We start from the raw sequence: 18341 nt of genomic DNA, 5'->3' as shown, positions 1-18341 counted from the left end.
AACTTCACCACCACGCGCGAGGTGCGCAACCCCACACCACCCCGCGCGAGGTGCGCACCCCTCACCGCGCGGCTGGACATTGAGACCCTGGCCGGCCAGCTGGCCGAGGTGACGCGCCAGCGCGAGGCGGCCGAGCGCCGCCGCCCCGCCCAGCACGGCCGCCGCCGCCGCCAGCCCCAGCCGGCCGGTGACGCTGGCCGCCGCGCGGGCCAGCCGGGCCCGCTTCCCCGCCGGCACCAGCGCGCCGTCGCGCAGGCCGATGCGGCGGCCCCGCCCCTCGCGCAGGGCGGCGTAGGCGGCCTCGGCCGCCGCGACCTCGGCCCGGGTGGGGGCGGTGCGGATGGAGACGTAGCCCGTGACCTGCCCCGCCTCCAGCACGGGGGTGACGTTGGCGCGCACCCAGTAGAAGTCGCCGGACTTGGTTCTGTTCTTCACCAGCCCTTCCCAGGGGCGGCCGGCCTTGGCGGTGGCCCACAGGTCGGCGAAGGCGGCGGGCGGCATGTGGGGGTGGCGCACGATGTTGTGCGGCGCGCCCGACAGCTCCTCCATGCTGAAGCCGCTGACCTGCACGAAGGCGGCGTTGCAGAAGGCGATGCGCCCGCCGGCATCGGTGCGGGAGACCAGCATCTCCCCCTCGGGCAGCGGCACCTCGCGCCCGGTGATGGGTTGGTTCACGCGCATCGGCTTCACCCTGTTCCTCGCCCGCCAGGGTGGGCGGCGGGGATGAAGGGAGGGTGAAGCGCGCGGTTACAAGCCGGTCAGGACGGCGCCACCTCCACCACTGCGTCCGCCGCCCAGGCGCCGTCGGCGCGGGCCAGCAGCGGGTTGACCTCCGCCGAGAGCAGGCGCGGCCCGGCGGCGGCGCCGAAGCGCGACAGCGCGGCCAGGGCGCGGGCCACCGCGGCGACGTCCGCCCGGGGCCGGCCGCGCGCGCCGTCCAGCAGGGCGAAGCCCTTCAGCGAGCGGATCATCGCCTCCGCCTCCGCCTCGCCGAAGGGGCAGCGGCGGAAGGCCACGTCCTTCAGCACCTCGATGAACACGCCGCCCAGGCCGACCATGGCGACGGGGCCGAACACCGGGTCGCGCACCACGCCCAGCGCCATCTCCACCGCGCCGTCCACCTGCTTGGCCACCAGCGCGCCTTCCAGCCGCGCCCCCGGCGCGCGCGCGGCGGCGCGCTCCATCAGGGTGGCGAAGCCCTGGCGCACCGCCGCCTCGTCCCCCACGCCCAGCAGCACGCCGCCGATCTCGCTCTTGTGGAGGATGTCGGGGGACAGGATCTTCATCACCACGGGGAAGCCGATGCGGCGGGCGGCCGCCACCGCCGCCTCGGCGTCGGCGCAGGCTTCCTCCGGCACCGGGGGCAGGCCGGCGGCGGCCAGCAGGCGCTTGGCCTCGGCCTCGCCCGGGGTGGCGGCGGGCAGGGACACCGCGGGCAGCGCGGCGGCGGCGGCGGGGGCGCGGGCGAAGGCCTCGCCGAAGCGCCCCTGCGCGTGCAGCGCCACCACGGCGCGCGTCGGGTCCTCAAACACCAGGAAGCCCGCCTCCTCCCACTCGCGCACCACCGGCGGCTCGGCGATGATGGACACCGCCCACAGGCGGTCGGGGTGTTCCGCCGCCACCGCGGCCATCTGCGCGCGCACCTTGGGCCCGACGGTGGGCGAGCCGCCGACCTGGGTGAAGAAGCCCAGGCAGGAGGTGTAGCCGCCATCCACCGCCATGGCGCGGGCGAACTCGCCCACCAGCTCGATCTGGTTGAAGGCCTGGGCGGTGCAGTCCACCGGGTTGCGCGGGGCGCAGAAGGGCACGAAGCCGCGCAGGCGCTCCTGCGCCGCCTCCGGCATCGGCGGCAGGGGGAAGTCCAGCGTCTCCGCGACGTCGGAGATCAGCACGCCGGCGCCGCCGCTCACCGTCACCACGCCCAGGGTGTTGCGCACGGGGTAGACGCGCTTCGTGGCGGCGTAGGCGATGTCCAGCAGCTCCTCCGTGTTGCGGGCGCGCACCACGCCGAACTCGGCCAGCACGGCGTCGGTCACCGCGTCGTTGCCGGCGATGGAGGCGGTGTGGGACTGAGCGGCGTGCGCGCCCAGCTCGGAGCGGCCGACCTTCATCATCACGATGGGCTTGCGGTTGCGCCGCGCGAGGTCCAGCGCGGCGAGGAACTTCTCCGACTCGCGGATGCCCTCGGCATAGGCGCAGATGACGTCCACCTCCGGCGCCTGGGCCATCCAGCCCAGCACGTCGCCCAGCGCCACCTCGGCCTCGTTGCCGGTGGTGACGCAGACCGGCGTGCCGATGTTGCGGTTGCGCGCCAGCGAATACAGGTGGGTGCCGTAGGCCCCCGACTGCGAGGCGATGCCGATGCGCCCGGGCACCGGCCAGCCCTGCTCGAAGCTGGCGGAGAAGATGGGGAAGAAGCCGATGGCGTCGTTGAACAGGCCCAGGCAGTTGGGGCCCAGCAGCCGCATGCCGTGGCGATTGGCCGCCTCCACCAGCCGGTCCTGCATGGCGGCGCCTTGGGCGCCCACCTCGGCGAAGCCGGCGGTGAACATGATGGCGGCCTTGGTGCCCTTGGCGCCCAGCGCCTCCACCGCCGCCAGCGCCGCCGCGCCCGGCACGGCGATGAGGCCGACATCCGGCGTGCCGGGCAGCGCGGCGACGTCGGGGAAGCAGCGCAGCCCCTGCACCTGATCGCGCTTGGGGTTCACCGGCCACAGCTCGCCACCGAAGCCGCGCGCCTTCATGTAGGCGATGGGCCGGCCGCCGATGCGCGTGGCGTCGTCGGAGGCGCCGATGATGGCGAGCGAGCGCGGGCGGATGAGGGGGTCGAGCGAGGCGAAGTTCATGGCGAGGCCGGTGTCCCGTTCAGCAGGGTGAGGTAGAGGTCGCGCGCGGCGTCCAGCTCGGCCAGCGCCACGCGCTCGTGCGGGGTGTGCGCCACGCCGATGTCGCCGGGGCCGAGGATCACGCAGGGCGCGATGTCCTGCAGGATGGAGGCGTCGGTGCCGAAGGGCACGGTGCGCGCCGCCTGCCCGGCGGCGGCGGCGCATTCGCGCACCAGCGGGTGGTCCTCCGGCAGCTCGGGCGGCAGGCCCTCGCGCGCGATGTCCAGCGCCACGCCGCATTCCCCCGCCGCGCGCTCCAGCCGCGCCAGCAGCGGCGCCGGGTCCATGCGGCGGGAGTAGCGGAACTTCACCCGCGCGGTGGCGACCGGCACGGTGACGTTGATGGCGGTGCCGTGGTTGTCCAGCACCAGGTTGAAGTCGGAGAAGGGCGGGTCGTAGGCGGCGTCCTGCCAGGCGGGGTCCTCGCGCAGCGTGGCGTGGATGGCGCGCAGCTCCATCAGGAAGGGGATCAGCGCCCAGTTGGCGTTGCTGCCCAGCCCGGTGGAGGAATGCGCCTGCACCCCGCGCGCGGTGGCGGTGACGTTGATGTGCGAGCGGTGCCCGCGCACCGGCGCCAGCCGCGTCGGCTCGGCCACCAGGATGCCGCGCGGCGCCGCCTGCCGCACCAGGGCGGAGCGCGCCGCCACCTCCCGCGCGCCGGCCTTGGTGGTTTCCTCGTCGGTGGTGAGGATCAGCGTGGCGCGCGGCGCGGCCTGCGCGGCGCGGAGGATGGCGGCCAGCGGGCCCTTCATGTCGGCGGAGCCCAGCCCGTGCAGCACGCCGCCGCGGATGGCGCCGGACCACGGGTCCTCCGTCCAGCCCGTCTCGGGCACGGTGTCCATGTGGGCGGAAAGCGCCAGCCCGCCCGGCCCGCCGCGATGCGCCACGATCACGCGCTTGGCCACCCCGGCGGCGTCCGCGTAGTCCAGCCGCTCGACGGCGAAGCCGGCCAGCTCGGCCTCCACCCGTTCGGCGACGGCGAGGTTGGAGACGGCGGAGCGGCTGTCGGTCCGCACCAGTTCGGCGGCCAGTGCGCCCAGGTCGTTTCCCATCGGCCCAGGCTTGCCCGAAGCGGCGGGAAGGGCAACCCTCGCCGCCATCATGACAGCCTATCTCGACCCGCGCACGGGGCGCGAATACCCGCTCGACCAGCCGCGCTGGTGCGGCGAGGGCAAGGCGCCGCTGCTGCTGACGCCACTGCCGGGCATCGGGCGCGACGACATCGCGCCGCTGCGCTCGGTGTGGCGCTTCGCCGCCGCCCTGCCCTTCCTGCCGGCCACGCCGATCTCCATGGGCGAGGGCTGCACGCCGCTGGTCGAGGCGCCGCTGGGCGGCGGCACCGCGCTGCTGAAATGCGAGTGGTTCATGCCGACCGGCTCGTTCAAGGACCGCGGCGCCTCGGTGATGCTGTCGCTGCTGCGCGAGCAGGGGGTGCGGGCGGTGCTGGAGGATTCATCCGGCAATGGCGGCGCGGCGGTGAGCGCCTATGCGGCCGCGGGCGGCATGGAGGCCACCATCTACGTGCCGGCCTCCACCAGCCCGGCCAAGACGGTGCAGAGCCGCGCGGCTGGCGCCGCCATCACCCTGGTGCCGGGCAGCCGCCAGGATTGCGCCGAGGCGGCGGAGGCCAGGGCGCGGGACATCTTCTACGCCAGCCACAACTGGCACCCCTTCTTCCTGCACGGCACCAAGACCCTGGCCTATGAGCTGTGGGAGGAGCTGGGCTTCCGCGCGCCGGACAACGTGGTGATTCCCTGCGGCGCGGGCTCCAACGTGCTGGGGTTGCAGATCGGCTTCTCCGAGTTGCTGCGGGCCAGGCAGATCGCGCGGCTGCCGCGGCTGTGGGCGGCGCAGCCCGCCCATTGCGGCCCGATCGCCCGCGCCGCGCTGGGCCTGCCGCCGCAGGAGGCGAAGCCCACCATCGCCGAGGGCACCGCCATCGCCCAGCCGATCCGCCTGCCCGAATGCGTGGAGGCGCTGAAGCGGAGCGAGGGCGGCGCGGTGCTGCTGGAGGAGGCGGAGATCGCCGCCGCCGCGCTCGCGCTGGCGCGGCGCGGCGTCTATGTGGAGCCGACCTGCGCCCAGGCCGCCGCGGCCTTCAGCAAACTGCTGGAGGCCGGGCGTATCGCTTCGCGCGAGACCACGGTGGTGCTGATGACCGGCACCGGGCTGAAATCCACGCCGCGCTACGCCGAGCTGCTGGGGGTGACGCTGTGACGCTGGACGAGCTGGATACCCCCGCCCTGGTGCTGGACCTGGGCGTGCTGCGCCGGAACCTGGCGATGATGCGCGACGCCATCGCGCGGCACCCGGGCGTGGCGCTGCGCCCGCACCTGAAGACCGCCAAGTGCCGCGAGGTGGCGGAACTCGCAGCACCCGATGGCGGCCCCATCACCGTCTCGACCCTGGCGGAAGCGCGCTTCTTGCTCGATGGCTGGCCGGACCAGATCTACGGGGTGGGCATCACGCCGAAGAAGCTGGGCGCGCTGGCGGCGCTGAACGCGCAGGGCGCGCAGGTGAAGGCCATCACCGACGACGCCGACGCCGCCCGCGCCATCGCTGCCGACGGACGCGTGGACGCGCTGGTGGAGGTGGATTGCGGCGAAGGCCGCGGCGGCGTGGACCCGGCCGAGACGCTGGCGGTGGCCCGCGCGCTGGGCCCGCGCTTCGCCGGCATCTTCACCCATGCCGGCCATTCCTATGCCGGGCGTTCGCCGGACCAGATGGCGGAGATCGCGGAGGCCGAGCGCGCCGCCGTGGTCCGCGCCGCCGATGCGCTGCGCGAGGCGGGGCTGGCGCCGCGCATCGTTTCCATGGGCTCCTCGCCCACCGCGCTGCACGCGCGCTCGCTGGCCGGCATCACCGAGCTGCGGGCCGGCGTCTACATGTTCGGCGACCTGTTCCAGGAGCAGTTGGGCACCCACCCGGAGGGCGAGATCGCCGTCACCGTCCTGGCCAGCGTCATCGGCCGCAAGCCACGGCAGGGCGTGCTGCTGCTGGATGCCGGGGCGCTGGCGATGAGCAAGGACCGCTCCACCCAGGCCGCGCCGCGCGACGACGGCTTCGGCCTGGTGCTGGACCTGGACGGGCAACGCGCCTTCGGCCACGCCGTGCTGCACCGCGCCTACCAGGAGCACGGCGTCGCCTCGCCGATGCCCGACATGCCGGTGGGCGCGAAGCTGCGCGTGGCGCCCAACCATTCCTGCCTGACGGCGGCGGCCTTCGACCGCTATCATGTGGTGGATGGCGGCCGCGAGGTGGTGGCGACATGGGAGCGCGTGAACGGGTGGTGAGCCTTGCGGCGCTGCGGGAGGGCGAGGCGGCGCGGATGGACGCCGCCTGCATCCGCTGCGGCGCCTGCTTCGCGGCCTGCCCGATGGTGCCGTTCAGCGCGGCGAAGGACGCCGACCCGGTGGGCGCGGTGGTGGGCGTGCTGGACCTGCTGGCCGGCGGCGCGGGGGACGAAGCCAGCCGCGCCTGGACGGCGGCCTGCACCCGCACCGGGTCCTGCAACGAGGCCTGCCCGGCCGGGGTGGACCCGCGGCTGATGCTGCGCCTGGCGAAGTGGCGCGGGAGCGAGACCGGCGCCCTGCCGAAGCGTGACGCGCGCGACGCCATGGCGCGCGCCAAGGTGTTCGCCCGGCTGGGCATGAGCGAGGAGGAGCAGGCGCGATGGCTGTGAACCTGTTCTGGTACGGATGCAACATGACGCGCCACGCCGAGATCATCCGCCTGGGCGAGCGCCTGCTGCGCTGCGTGGGCACCGAGGCCGAGCCGGTGGGCGGCCCCGGCGCATGCTGCGGCAGCCCCAAGGAAAGCGAGCCGCGCATCAGCGAGGCGATGGCCGGGCGCACCATGGCGGGCTTCGCGGCGCGCGGGGCGGCGAAGGTGCTGACCTGGTGCCCCTCCTGCCACATGAACCTGGAGGACTTCATGGCGCCGGTCAGCGGCGCCGGCTTTACCCACGCCCATCTGTGCGAGGCGCTGCACGAGGGGCGCGCGGCGCTGCGCCCGCTGATGGTGAACCGCGTGCCGGCGCGGGTGCTGCTGGACGCCCATGCCGGCTTCAACGACCGCGCCGAGGTGAACCGCCTGATCCCCGACCTGCTGCGCCTGGTGCCCGGCGTGGAGGTGCTGGCGCACCCGTATCGCGCGCCGTCCTACATGTGCTTCGGCCTGGCCGGGGTGCCGGGCGCGCTGGACGCGCACAAGGCGCGGCTGCTGGAAGCGGCGCGCGAGACGGGCGCCGACACGGTGGTGACCATCTTCCATTCCTGCCACCGCGAGCTGGTGGCCCTGGAGCGCACCCATGGCCTGCGCGTGCTGAACTGGGTCCACCTGCTGGCCGAGGGCGCCGGCTGGGAGTACCGCGACGACTACAAGGACTGGCGCAACGCCGACGACCCGCTGGCGGCGATGGGCGCCGCGCGCGTGAGGGCGGCGGGCGAGGAGGCGGTGCGCAAGCTGGCGGTGCCGGAGCTCACCCGGCCGCGCTGAACTCGCCGCGCCGGTAGCCCTGGGCGAAGAGCAGCGCCGAAAGGTCGCCCTGCGTCACCACATGGCGGGCGGCGGCGCGCACCGCGGGCTTGGCGCGGAAGGCCACGCCCAGCCCGGCGGCCTGGATCATCGGCAGGTCGTTGGCGCCGTCGCCCACGGCGCAGCAAGCCTCCAGCGGCAGGCCGCGCGCGGCGGCCAGGCGCTTGAGCGTGGCCAGCTTGCTGTCCTTGTCCAGGATGGGCTCGGCCACCGTGCCGGCCAGCTTGCCGGCCTTCGTCAGCAGCGTATTGGAATGGTGCTCATGGAAGCCCACCCGTTCCGCCACCCGCCCGGTGAAGAAGGTGAAGCCGCCGGAGACCAGGGCGCAATGCGCGCCATGCGCCCGCATGGTCCCCACCAGTTCCAGCGCGCCGGGCATCAGCTGCGTCTCGCGCCAGGTGTCCTCCAGCGCGGCTTCGTCCAGGCCCTTGAGCATCGCCACGCGCTCGCGCAGCGCCGCCTTGAAGTCCAGCTCGCCATTCATCGCCCGCGCCGTGATGGCGGCGATGACGTCCTTCAGGCCGGCGGCGGCGGCCATCTCGTCCAGCGTCTCGGTGGTGACGATCGTGCTGTCCATGTCGGCGATGAGCAGGCGCTTGCGGCGGCCCTCGGCGGGGGTGGCCAGCAGGTCCGGCGCATCGGCGCCCAGCGCGGCGCGGGCGGCGGCCACCGCCTGCTCGGGCGCAAGCTCGGCGAAGGGGAGGTCGGCGGCCTCGGCCTCGCCCAGCCAGTCGGGCGCGCCGGTGGCGGCGCCCAGGGCGCGCAGCGCGTCGCGCGCCGCCGAGACATGCGCGGGCGCCAGCGCGCCCGGCGCGGCGACGAGGGTCAGGACATGGGACATGGCGGCCGGACCATGGCGGCGCGGCGGTGAGCGCGCAACCCCGCGTCCGATCGCCGCAAGGCGGAGCCCGGAGGCGTGAACCGGCCGCGCGACCCCGCGCCGTCATCGTCTGCGGCCCCACCGCCTCGGGCAAGTCGGCGCTGGCGCTGGCGCTGGCGGAGCGGCTGGGCGGCACCGTCATCAACGCCGACGCCATGCAGTGCTACCGCGAGCTGCGGGTGCTGACGGCGCGGCCCGGCACGGAGGACGAGGCGCGGGCGCGGCACGCCCTGTACGGCTTCCTGCCGGCGGCGGTGGCCGGTTCCGTCGCCTCATGGCGCGCGGCGGCGCTGGAGGCGATGGCGCAAGCGCGGCTGCCCATCCTGTGCGGCGGGACGGGCATGTACCTGCGCGCGCTGACCCAGGGCATCGCCGCCCTGCCCGATGTCGCGCCCGCCGCCCGCGCCGAGGCCCGCGCCCTGCTGGCCGAGCGCGGCGCCCCCGCCCTGCACGCCCTGCTGCACCCGGAGGACGCGGCGATGCTGCGCCCCTCCGACAGCCAGCGCATCGCCCGCGCCTTCGAGGTGTGGCGCAGCAGCGGCACGCCGCTGGCGCAGTGGCAGAAGCAGGCCCCTGCCCTGCCGCCCGCCCCGCACGCCTTCCGCGTGCTGCGGCTGGACCCGCCGCGCGACGCGCTGCGGCAGGCGATCGCCGCGCGCTGGCACGCCATGCTGGAAGGCGGCGCCGTGGAGGAAGTGCGGGCCCTGCTGGCGCAGCGCCTGGACCCTGCCCTGCCGGCGATGCGCGCCCATGGCATGCCGGAACTGGCGGCGCTGCTGCGCGGCGAGGTGACGGAGGCCGAGGCCAGCCGCCGCGCCATCGCCGCCACCGTGGCCTATACCCGGCGCCAGGGCACTTGGTTCCGGCATCAGACGCTGGTGGACCCGGCGGGCGTGCATATCATCTATGCGCGCATCGCGTCTCTGTCGCAATTTTCGGAAAGCGAACGGGCCGAAATCTTTGCTTTTCTTCACGAGGACGGTTGACGCGCCGCAGCATGGGCCGTAGGACGGCGCTTCCTTCGCCACCACGGAAGCATCGGAAGCCATGTCCGCCACCACCGCCGCCACCCCTGCCGCCACGGATCTGCGTCCGGGCGCGGAGGTCGTCCTTCGCGCGCTGAAGGACCAGGGCGTGGACGTCATCTTCGGCTATCCCGGCGGCGCCGTGCTGCCGATCTACGACGCGCTGTTCCAGCAGAACCACATCCGCCACATCCTGGTGCGGCACGAGCAGGCGGCGGTGCACGCGGCCGAGGGCTATGCGCGCTCCACCGGCAAGGTCGGCGTGGTGCTGGTCACCTCCGGCCCCGGCGCCACCAATGCGGTGACGGGGCTGGTGGACGCGCTGATGGACAGCATCCCCATCGTCTGCCTCACCGGGCAGGTGCCCACCCACCTGATCGGCAACGACGCCTTCCAGGAGGCCGACACCACCGGCATCACCCGGCCCGCCACCAAGCACAATTACCTGGTGAAGCGCAGCGAGGACCTGGCGGGCGTGGTGCACGACGCCTTCTACGTCGCGCGCTCCGGCCGGCCCGGGCCGGTGGTGGTGGACCTGCCCAAGGACATCCTGATCAAGCCGGCGCCCTACAGCGAGGCGCCGAAGCCCGAGGCGCCGCACAAATCCTATCGCCCGCGGCTGGAGCCGGATGCCGATGCCATCCGCGCCGCCGTGCGCCTGCTCAAGCGCGCCGAGCGGCCCATCGTCTATGCCGGCGGCGGCGTGATCAACGCCGGGCCGGAGGCGTCGCGCCTGCTGGCGGAGTTCGTGCGCCTGACGGGCTTCCCCTGCACCAACACGCTGATGGGGCTGGGCGCCTTCCCGGCCAGCGACCGGCAGTTCCTCGGCATGCTGGGGATGCACGGCACGGTCGAGGCCAACATGGCCATGCATGGCTGCGACGTGATGCTCAACATCGGCGCGCGCTTCGACGACCGGGTGACCGGGCGGCTGGACGCCTTCTCGCCGGGGTCGAAGAAGATCCACGCCGACATCGACCCCTCCTCCATCAACAAGAACGTGAAGGTGGACGTCGCCATCGTCGGCGATGCCGGCCGGGTGCTCCACGCGCTGATCGAGGCGTGGAAGGCCGACGAGACGCCGGTGCCGCGCGCCGCCCAGGCGGCGTGGTGGGAGGCCATCGCGGGCTGGCGCGCCAAGGATTGCCTGCGCTACGTCCAGCAGGGCTCCATCATCAAGCCGCAGCACGCGGTGCGCCGCCTGTACGAGATGACGCAGGCCAGCGGCCGCGACACCTTCATCTCCACCGAGGTGGGGCAGCACCAGATGTGGGCGGCGCAGTATTTCGGCTTCGACAAGCCGAACCGCTGGATGACCTCCGGCGGGCTGGGCACCATGGGCTACGGGCTGCCGGCGGCGATGGGCGTGCAGATCGCCCACCCCGACGCGCTGTGCATCGACATCGCCGGCGAGGCCTCGATCCTGATGAACATCCAGGAGATGGGGACGCTGGCGCAGTACCGCCTGCCGGTGAAGGTCTTCATCCTCAACAACGAGTACATGGGCATGGTGCGCCAGTGGCAGGAGCTGCTGCACGGCTCGCGCTACAGCGAATCCTACTCCGAGGCGCTGCCCGACTTCGTGAAGCTGGCCGAGGCCTTCCACGCCCGCGGCCTGCGCGCCGAGAACGCCGAGCAGCTGGACGGCGTGATCGCCGAGATGCTGGCGCATCCGGGGCCGGTGATCGCCGACATCTGCGTCGCCAAGGACGAGAACTGCTTCCCGATGATCCCCTCTGGCGCGGCGCACAACGAGATGATCCTGGGCCCGGGGGCGGAGCAGAACGCCCGGAGCGTGACGGACGAGGGCAAGGTGCTGGTGTGATGCAGCGTTCCGCCACCATCGCCGTGCTCGTGGAGAACGAGGCCGGCGTGCTCGCCCGCGTGATCGGGCTGTTCTCCGGCCGCGGCTACAACATCGACAGCCTGACCGTGGCCCCGGTGGCCGAGGATGGGCGGCTGTCGCGCATCACCGTCGTCACCTCGGGCACGGAGATGGTGATCGAGCAGATCAAGGCGCAGCTGGACCGGCTGGTGCCGGTGCACCGCGTCAGCGACCTGACGCTGGAGGGCCCGCACCTGACGCGGGAGCTGGCGCTGATCAAGGTGGTGGCGAAGGGCGACCACCGGGTCGAGGCGCTGCGGCTGGCCGATGCCTTCCGCGCCCGGGTGGTGGACGCCACCACGGAAAGCTTCGTCTTCGAGATGACCGGCAACGCCGAGAAGATCGACGCCTTCCTCGGCCTGATGCGCCCGCTGGGCTTGGCCGAGGTGTCGCGCACCGGGGCCGTGGCGATCGCGCGGGGCACCTGCGCGCTGGCGGCCTGAAACCTTGGCAGGGCTGGCGCACTTCGCGGGACGTTCCACCACGGATGCCATCGCCATGCGCCTCTTCGCCTGCCAGGAGTGCCGCAACCTGCTGCACTTCGAGAACGTCTCCTGCGAATCCTGCGGCCACGCGCTGGGCTTCCTGCCCGCGCGCGGCATGATGAGCGCCTTCGACACCCAATGGGTGTCGCTGCTGGACAAGCGGCCCTGGAAGCCCTGCGGCAACGCCCAGCACGGCGTGTGCAACTGGATGCTGCCGGCCGACGACGCGCAGGAGTTGTGCGCCGCCTGCCAGCACAACAGCGTCATCCCCGACCTGTCGGTGAGCGAGAACCTGCCGCTGTGGCAGAAGCTGGAGATCGCCAAGCGGCGCCTGCTCTACACGCTCGACCGCCTGTCCCTGCCGCATGACCCGGCGGAGCTGCGCTTCGAGTTCCTGGCCGACACCCCCGGCGCCCCGGCGATGACCGGCCACGACAACGGCCAGATCATCATCGCCCTGGCCGAGGCCGACGACGCCGAGCGCGAGAAGCGCCGCACCGCGCTGAACGAGCCCTACCGCACCCTGCTGGGCCACATGCGCCACGAGGTCGGCCACTACTACTTCCTGGTGCTGGTGGAGCGCGCCGGGCGCACGGAAGAGTTCCGCGCGCTGTTCGGCGACGAGAGCACGGATTACGGCGCCGCCCTGCAGGCGCACTACGCCAAGCCGCCCAGCGACGAGTGGCGCGGCGCCCACATCTCCAGCTACGCCGCCGCCCACCCGCACGAGGACTGGGCGGAGTGCTTCGCCCACTACCTGCACATGATGGACAGCCTGGAGATGGCGGCGAGCTTCGGCATGCGCGTCCGCCCCCGGCTGGACCGCGAGGGGGTGCTGGAGGCGGAGGTGGACTTCAACCCCTACAAGGCGTCCATGGAGGAGGTGCTGAGCGCCTGGACGCCGCTGACCGTGGCCATGAACGCGATGAACCGCTGCATGGGCACGCCGGACCTCTACCCCTTCGTGCTGAGCGGCCCGGTTGCGGAAAAGCTCGGCTTCATCCATCGCATCATCCAGGAGCGGCCGCACTAGCGCCGCGCCCATCACCCGGAGAGAGAACAAGACCATGCGTGTGTATTATGACCGCGACGCGGACGTGAACCTGATCAAGGCCAAGAAGGTCGCGGTCATCGGCTTCGGCTCGCAGGGCCACGCCCATGCGATGAACATGCGCGATTCCGGCGTGAAGGACGTGGCCATCGGCGCCCGCCCCGGCGCCTCCTGGCGCAAGGCCGAGGCCGCGGGCTTCCAGGTGATGACGCCGACCGACGCCGCCAAGTGGGCCGACATCGTCATGGTGCTGACGCCCGACGAGCTGCAGGGCGACCTGTACCGCGACGAGCTGCACGCCAACCTGAAGGAAGGCGCGGCCATCGCCTTCGCGCACGGGCTGAACGTGCACTTCAACCTGATCGAGCCGCGCGCCGACCTCGACGTGTTCATGATCGCGCCCAAGGGCCCCGGCCACACCGTGCGCTCCGAGTACCAGAAGGGCGGCGGCGTGCCCTGCCTGGTGGCCGTGCACCAGAACCCCTCGGGCAATGCGCTGGAGATCGCGCTGTCCTACGCCTCCGCCGTGGGCGGCGGCCGCTCGGGCATCATCGAGACGACCTTCAAGGAGGAGTGCGAGACCGACCTGTTCGGCGAGCAGGTGGTGCTGTGCGGCGGCCTCGTCGAGCTCATCAAGGCCGGGTACGAGACGCTGGTCGAGGCCGGCTACGCCCCCGAGATGGCGTATTTCGAGTGCCTGCACGAGGTGAAGCTGATCGTGGACCTGATCTACGAGGGCGGCATCGCCAACATGAACTACTCCATCTCCAACACCGCCGAGTACGGCGAGTACGTGACGGGGCCGCGCATCATCACCGCCGAGACCAAGGCCGAGATGAAGCGCGTGCTGGACGACATCCAGAGCGGCAAGTTCGCCCGCGACTGGATGCTGGAGAACCGGGTGAACCAGGCCAGCTTCAAGGCCACCCGGCGGCGGCTCGCCGAGCACCCGATCGAGCAGGTGGGCGAGAAGCTGCGCGGCATGATGCCCTGGATCGGCAAGAACGCCCTGGTGGACAAGGCGCGGAACTGAGGCGACGCGCATCCGGCGCGCAGCCTGGGTCGCGCGCCGGGTTTCCCCTTGCCTGACCCGGGCGAAGGCCCGGGTGCGGCGCCGGGCTGCGGCCCGGCTGCTCGCTTTCGCGTCCCGGCGCCGCGGCGCCCGGCCCATGCAGCGCCGCGCCGGGCGGGCGCTTGACGCGCCGCCGGGCCGGGCGCACCTCGGGCGCGTGCTGCACCTCATCAAGCTCTCGGTCGGGCCGAAGGATGTGGGCCAGCTGCGCCGCATCCAGGCGCTGCGCGCCGCCGCCCAGCCCCCGCTTCGCCACCAGACGCGCATGTCCCCCAAGCGCCGGGAGGAGCTGCTGGCCGGCGGCTCCATCTACTGGGTGGTGGCGGGCTTCGTGCAGGTGCGCCAGCGCCTGCTCGACATCGTGGAGGACCGCTGGGACGACGACACCGCCTGCTGCGGCCTGGTGCTGCACCCCGAGCTGGTGCCGGTGGAGGCGCGCGCGGTAAAGGCCTTCCAGGGCTGGCGCTACCTGCCGGCCGAGGAAGCCCCGCCCGACGTGGTGCCGGGCCAGGAGGCGGTGCGCGGCCTGGACCGCCTGCCGCCCAGGCTGCGCGCCGCGCTGCGCGAGGCGCGCCTCATCTGAGCGCCGCGCCCGGTCCGCGCGGGGCACGGCCCGGAACGGCCGCGCATCGGCGCCGGGTGCCGCCCGGCACGGCGCACCATCTGCTCAGCGCCAGGCAGCGGGCACGTGGCGGAAGGGCAGCGCGCCCAGGTCCAGGCTGGCCGGGCCGGGGCAATCGGCCTCGATGATGGCGCTGCAGCGGGCCTCGAAGGCGGCGCGGAAATGGTTCTTGGCCTTGTTGGCCAGCAGCCGCACCGCCCCGGGCGCGATGCCGTGCAGGGCGAAGAACTCCGGGTCCACCGCCGCTTCCTTGCGGCTGGTCAGCACCACGCGCAGCGGGCCGCGGCGCAGCAGCGCGGTGGGGCCAAGGTCCACCGGGGCGCCGTGCTCCATCGGGCCGCTGTTGAGGAAGCGGCCATGGGTCAGCCGCTCCACCACCCCGGCGAAGGGCACCGGCGGGCCGAAGGCGGCGGTGGTGCGCCCGCCCAGGGCGCGCTCCAGCCGCCCGCCCTCGCCGGCGGCCTGGGCGGCGCGCACGGCGTCGGCATCGTGCAGGAAGGCGAACACCGTCTCGGGCAGGGCGTCGCCGCGGTCCAGCAGGGCGCGCAGCAGGGCGGGCGTGTCGGCCGCGCCGCCCGACAGCGGGTTGTCGGCCGGGTCCAGCAGGGCCACCAGCCCGGGCGGGGCCGCCAGCGCCTGCTCCAGCGCCGCCTCCGGGCCCGGCAGCGCCACCGCGAAGCGCGCCTCCCGCGCGGCGATGGCGTCGCGCAGGCGGCGCGCCAGGGCGCGCACCGGCACCTCCTCCGTGCCCCAGACCATGGCGGAGGGGCCGGCATGCGGGCTGTCGCCCCAGGCGAAGCCGCCGAAGGGCGAGGCGTCGAGGATGGGCCCGCCCTCGGCTGCCGCCGCCTCGGCCCAGATTTCGGCCATCGGGCCGGCGGCGTGGCGCATGTGGAAGGAGTGCAGCACGCGCGGGTGCTTCACCAGGCAGCCGTGCAGGCGCTCGCCGCGCAGGGCGCGGTCCAGCAGGCGCAGGGCGCGGGTGGCGGCGGCGTCCATGTCGGTGTGCGGATAGGTGCGGTAGGCGCTGGCGCCGTCCAGCAGGCCCGGGACCTGCGGGGACATGTTGCCGTGGAAGTCGAAGGAGGCGACGAGGCGCGCGCGCGGCCCCAGCGCGTGGCGGGCGCGGCGCAGCGCCGTCAGGTCGGCCTCCGGGTCGGTCTCGGTGACGCAGGCGCCGTGCAGCGAGAGGTAGGCGCCGTCGAAGCCGCCCTGCGCCAGCCCGGCCTCCACCTCCTCCAGCCAGGCGGCGAAGGCGTCGTCGGCCATCGGGCCGCCGGGCTGGGCGGCGGCGCAGCGCAGCACCGTGATGTCCCAGTCCGGCCGGGCGGCGGCCCAGGCGGCGACGGCGCCCAGTTCGGTCGCGGTGCCGGCGTAGCGGCGCAGCGCCTCCTCCCCCGCCAGCCATTCGCGGCCGGCGAAGGCGTGCAGCGGCGTCGGCGCGGGGGCGAAGCTGTTGCCCTCGAACCACAGGCGGGCGACGGCGATGCGCGGCATGGCCCCGGTCTAGAGCACGATCCGCATTGATGGAATCATCAAAGCGGTGAATCGTCCTCTCAGCGAGGGCTGGATCATGATCCAGCCCGCCCGCGCCGCTCACACCACCTGCAGCAGCCCGGCGAACAGGCGGCCGCGCTGCGCCAGCGAGGGCACGTGGATGTGCTCCTCCAGCGTGTGGGCCATGGCGCCCTGCACCCCCAGCCCGTCCAGGGTGGGGATGCCCATGGCCCCGGTGAAGTTGCCGTCCGAGCCGCCGCCGGCCGATTCGTGCGGCAGGTCGAAGCCCAGGCGCCGCGCCAGCCCGGCGGCGGTGGCGTGCAGCGCCAGCACCTGGGCGTCGGGCTCCCACACCGGGCGCGTCACGCCGCGCGTCACCGTCAGCGCCACGTCGTTGCCGCTGGGGCGCAGGGCCAGCATGCGCTCCACCGCCGCGTCCAGGTCCTGCTGGCGCTTGGCCATGGACAGGCTCTCGGCGTCGCAATGGGTGGCGACGCAGTTCACCCACTGCCCGCCGCGGATGACGCCGACGGAGAAGGTGCAGGCCTCCGACGTCATCTCCTCGATGGCGACCACCTGCTTCGCCATCTCGCGGATGGCGGAGCGGCCCTCGGCCAGCCGGGCGCCGGCGTGGGAGGGGCGGCCGGTGGTGCGCAGGTTGAAGCGCGCGATGGCGTAGCGGCCGGTGACCACGCCGCCATCGGCGCGCGCCGGCTCGGGCACCAGCACCACGGCGTGGCGCGCCGCCTCGGCCTCGATGAGGTCGCGCGTGGAGGGGGAGCCCACCTCCTCGTCGCTGGTCAGCAGCACGCTCACCGGGCGGCGGGTGGCGATGCCGGCGCGGAGGAGCTGGCCGATGGCCTCGATGGCGAGAAAGGTGCCGCCCTTCATGTCCTGGATGCCGGGCCCCCAGGCGGTGTCGCCGGCGTGGCGGAACGGCAGGCCGCCGGCCAGGGTGCCGACGGGGTGCACCGTGTCCAGGTGGGCCAGCACCAGCACGCCCTTCTCCCGCGAGTCATGGCCGAAGCGGGCGCGCACGCAGTCGCCGAAGCCCAGGCGGCCGGGGATGGTCTCCACCGCCGCGCCCATCAGCGTCAGGTGGCGCGCGGCCATGGCCATCATGCGGTTCACCGCGGCGCTGTCGTGGGTGGGGCTCTCGCACTCCACCCAGGCGCGCAGCCCTTGCAGCATCGCTTCGGCGTCGAAGGGGAGGTCGAGCTTGGCGTCCATGGTCATTCCCTGTCCTATGGGGGAATCATGAAGCTGCTCGTCGCCAACGCCAACACCACCCAGGCCATCACGGAGCTGTGCGCCGCCGCCGCCCGCGCCGCCGCCAGCCCGGGCACCGAGGTCATCCCCGCCACGCCGCGCTTCGGCCCGGCGGTGATCGGCACCCGGGCGGAGGACATCGTCGCCGGCCACGCCCTGCTTTCCCTGCTGGCGGAGCATGCCGGGCAGGTGGACGCGGTGGTGCTGGCGGTGAGCCACGACACCGCGCTGGAGGCGGCGCGCCAGCTGATGCCCTGCCCGGTGGTGGGCATGACGGAGGCCGCCTGCCTGATGGCCTGCACCCAGGGCGGGCGCTTCGGCCTGGTGACCTTCGGCGGGGTGGAGACCTACCGCGAGCGCATCACCCGGCATGGGCTGATCGGGCGCTGCGCCTCGCTGGTGGGGGTGGACGCCACGCCGCAGGAGGCGGTGGCCGACCGCGCGGCGGTGGAGGCCAAGGTGCTGCGCGGTATCACCCACGCCGCCACCGAGGGCGCCGATTGCGTGATGCTGGGCGGGGCGGCGCTGGCCGGCATGGCGGCCGGCCTGGCGCCGGCCAGCCCGGTGCCGCTGCTGGACGGCATCGCCTGCGCCACCGTGCTGGCCGAGGCGCTGGTGCGGCTGCGCCTGCCCAAGCCGCGGCTGGGCTCCTTCGCCGCGCCGTCCGGCCGGGCCTCCATCGGGCTGGACGCGGCGCTGGCGGCGATGCTGCGCGGCTGATTCCCTTGAACGTGGGCGGGTGGCGCGTCATCTAGGGCCGATGGTCGAGCTCAAGCCGTGCAGGCGCCGCAAGGCGGTGGGATTCGCCGCCATGGCGATGGGTCCGGTGGGGCTGGTGCTGCCCGTGCTGCCGGGCTTCCTGTTCGTGGCGGTGGGCGTCTTCGTGCTGCGCGACCAGTACGTGTGGGCGCATCGCGGCGTCGGCGTCATCCGCGAGCGCTGGCCGCAGATGATCCCGGGCATCGAGGCGCGGGAGGAGAAGGCGCTGGCCTGGGCCGACCGGCAATGGGCGAAGGCGCGCGGGGTGCTGGGGCGGGGCTAGATCATGATCTAGCCTTTGCTGAGAGGAAGATTCACCGCCTTGATGATTCCATGGGGGCGGATCGTGCTCCGGGGCCACCCGCCCGCGGCGGA

18 protein-coding genes are annotated in these 18341 nt (G+C 73.8%); 12 read left to right on the top strand and 6 right to left on the bottom strand.

Annotated features, from left to right (window positions below):
* The 3 genes from ACI6QG_RS16770 to ACI6QG_RS16760 all read right to left on the bottom strand — a co-directional run.
* Window positions 1–675, bottom strand: a 675-nt coding sequence (locus ACI6QG_RS16770) for a PAS domain-containing protein (RefSeq protein ID WP_491630746.1), incomplete at its 3' end; no start/stop codon positions are given.
* Between the two features lie 83 nt (window positions 676–758).
* Window positions 759–2846, bottom strand: coding sequence for an acetate--CoA ligase family protein (locus ACI6QG_RS16765; protein WP_407025735.1), 2088 nt, complete (start codon window positions 2844–2846; stop codon window positions 759–761).
* A complete protein-coding gene (locus ACI6QG_RS16760; protein WP_407025734.1) occupies window positions 2843–3937 on the bottom strand; it encodes a M20/M25/M40 family metallo-hydrolase in 1095 nt (364 codons plus the stop codon). Before ACI6QG_RS16760 ends, ACI6QG_RS16765 begins: the two co-directional genes overlap by 4 nt.
* Before the next feature lie 49 nt (window positions 3938–3986).
* Here ACI6QG_RS16760 and ACI6QG_RS16755 point away from each other — a divergent pair, with 49 nt between their 5' ends.
* From ACI6QG_RS16755 to ACI6QG_RS16740, 4 genes are read left to right on the top strand one after another with little or no spacing between them, the layout of a single operon-like run.
* The gene (locus tag ACI6QG_RS16755; RefSeq protein WP_407025733.1) at window positions 3987–5102 is read left to right on the top strand and encodes a pyridoxal-phosphate dependent enzyme; all 1116 of its coding nucleotides are present in this window, start codon (window positions 3987–3989) and stop codon (window positions 5100–5102) included.
* Window positions 5099–6178 (top strand): alanine racemase, encoded by a 1080-nt coding sequence (locus tag ACI6QG_RS16750; protein WP_407025732.1) that lies wholly within the window; start codon window positions 5099–5101, stop codon window positions 6176–6178. Before ACI6QG_RS16755 ends, ACI6QG_RS16750 begins: the two co-directional genes overlap by 4 nt.
* Window positions 6154–6567, top strand: coding sequence for a 4Fe-4S dicluster domain-containing protein (locus ACI6QG_RS16745; RefSeq protein ID WP_407025731.1), 414 nt, complete (start codon window positions 6154–6156; stop codon window positions 6565–6567). The genes ACI6QG_RS16750 and ACI6QG_RS16745 overlap by 25 nt, the downstream gene beginning before the upstream one ends.
* Window positions 6558–7382, top strand: a complete 825-nt coding sequence (locus ACI6QG_RS16740; protein WP_407025730.1) for a heterodisulfide reductase-related iron-sulfur binding cluster — start codon at window positions 6558–6560, stop codon at window positions 7380–7382. The genes ACI6QG_RS16745 and ACI6QG_RS16740 overlap by 10 nt, the downstream gene beginning before the upstream one ends.
* Here ACI6QG_RS16740 and serB read toward each other — a convergent pair.
* Window positions 7366–8262: a phosphoserine phosphatase SerB gene (serB, locus tag ACI6QG_RS16735; RefSeq protein WP_407025729.1), complete on the bottom strand. Its 897-nt coding sequence runs from the start codon at window positions 8260–8262 to the stop codon at window positions 7366–7368. The genes ACI6QG_RS16740 and serB overlap by 17 nt on opposite strands.
* Before the next feature lie 104 nt (window positions 8263–8366).
* Between serB and miaA the strand changes: the two genes are divergently transcribed.
* From miaA to ACI6QG_RS16705, 6 genes are all read left to right on the top strand, one after another.
* The gene (gene miaA / locus ACI6QG_RS16730; protein ID WP_407025738.1) at window positions 8367–9287 is read left to right on the top strand and encodes a tRNA (adenosine(37)-N6)-dimethylallyltransferase MiaA; all 921 of its coding nucleotides are present in this window, start codon (window positions 8367–8369) and stop codon (window positions 9285–9287) included.
* A 61-nt stretch (window positions 9288–9348) separates the two neighbouring features.
* A complete protein-coding gene (locus ACI6QG_RS16725) occupies window positions 9349–11151 on the top strand; it encodes an acetolactate synthase 3 large subunit (protein WP_407025728.1) in 1803 nt (600 codons plus the stop codon).
* On the top strand, window positions 11151–11654 hold the full coding sequence (gene ilvN, locus ACI6QG_RS16720; protein WP_407025727.1) for an acetolactate synthase small subunit: 504 nt from the start codon (window positions 11151–11153) through the stop codon (window positions 11652–11654). The genes ACI6QG_RS16725 and ilvN overlap by 1 nt, the downstream gene beginning before the upstream one ends.
* A 55-nt stretch (window positions 11655–11709) precedes the next feature.
* Complete coding sequence (locus ACI6QG_RS16715; protein ID WP_407025726.1) at window positions 11710–12729, top strand: zinc-binding metallopeptidase family protein; 1020 nt, start codon at window positions 11710–11712, stop codon at window positions 12727–12729.
* Window positions 12730–12763: 34 nt separating this feature from the next.
* Window positions 12764–13780 carry a ketol-acid reductoisomerase gene (gene ilvC, locus ACI6QG_RS16710; protein WP_407025725.1) on the top strand — a complete coding sequence of 339 codons (1017 nt, stop codon included), beginning with the start codon at window positions 12764–12766 and terminating at the stop codon, window positions 13778–13780.
* 196 nt (window positions 13781–13976) lie between these two features.
* Window positions 13977–14402: a DUF1489 family protein gene (locus ACI6QG_RS16705; RefSeq protein WP_407025724.1), complete on the top strand. Its 426-nt coding sequence runs from the start codon at window positions 13977–13979 to the stop codon at window positions 14400–14402.
* Between the two features lie 84 nt (window positions 14403–14486).
* On the opposite strand, the gene ACI6QG_RS16700 is transcribed toward ACI6QG_RS16705, so the two are convergent.
* Window positions 14487–15938 carry a M81 family metallopeptidase gene (locus ACI6QG_RS16700; protein ID WP_407025723.1) on the bottom strand — a complete coding sequence of 484 codons (1452 nt, stop codon included), beginning with the start codon at window positions 15936–15938 and terminating at the stop codon, window positions 14487–14489.
* Window positions 15939–16037: 99 nt separating this feature from the next.
* A complete protein-coding gene (locus ACI6QG_RS16695; protein WP_407025722.1) occupies window positions 16038–17168 on the bottom strand; it encodes a M20/M25/M40 family metallo-hydrolase in 1131 nt (376 codons plus the stop codon).
* A 27-nt stretch (window positions 17169–17195) separates the two neighbouring features.
* Between ACI6QG_RS16695 and ACI6QG_RS16690 the strand changes: the two genes are divergently transcribed.
* Window positions 17196–17927 carry an aspartate/glutamate racemase family protein gene (locus ACI6QG_RS16690; protein ID WP_407025721.1) on the top strand — a complete coding sequence of 244 codons (732 nt, stop codon included), beginning with the start codon at window positions 17196–17198 and terminating at the stop codon, window positions 17925–17927.
* A gap of 40 nt (window positions 17928–17967) precedes the next feature.
* Window positions 17968–18249 carry a hypothetical protein gene (locus tag ACI6QG_RS16685; RefSeq protein ID WP_407025720.1) on the top strand — a complete coding sequence of 94 codons (282 nt, stop codon included), beginning with the start codon at window positions 17968–17970 and terminating at the stop codon, window positions 18247–18249.
* Window positions 18250–18341: the final 92 nt, after the last annotated feature.

It is taken from the genome of Sabulicella flocculans, from assembly GCF_045449635.1.
GTDB lineage: Bacteria > Pseudomonadota > Alphaproteobacteria > Acetobacterales > Acetobacteraceae > Roseococcus.
The sequence above is the reverse complement of the archived record's forward strand: the minus strand, read 5'-3'. Positions and strand labels throughout refer to the sequence as shown.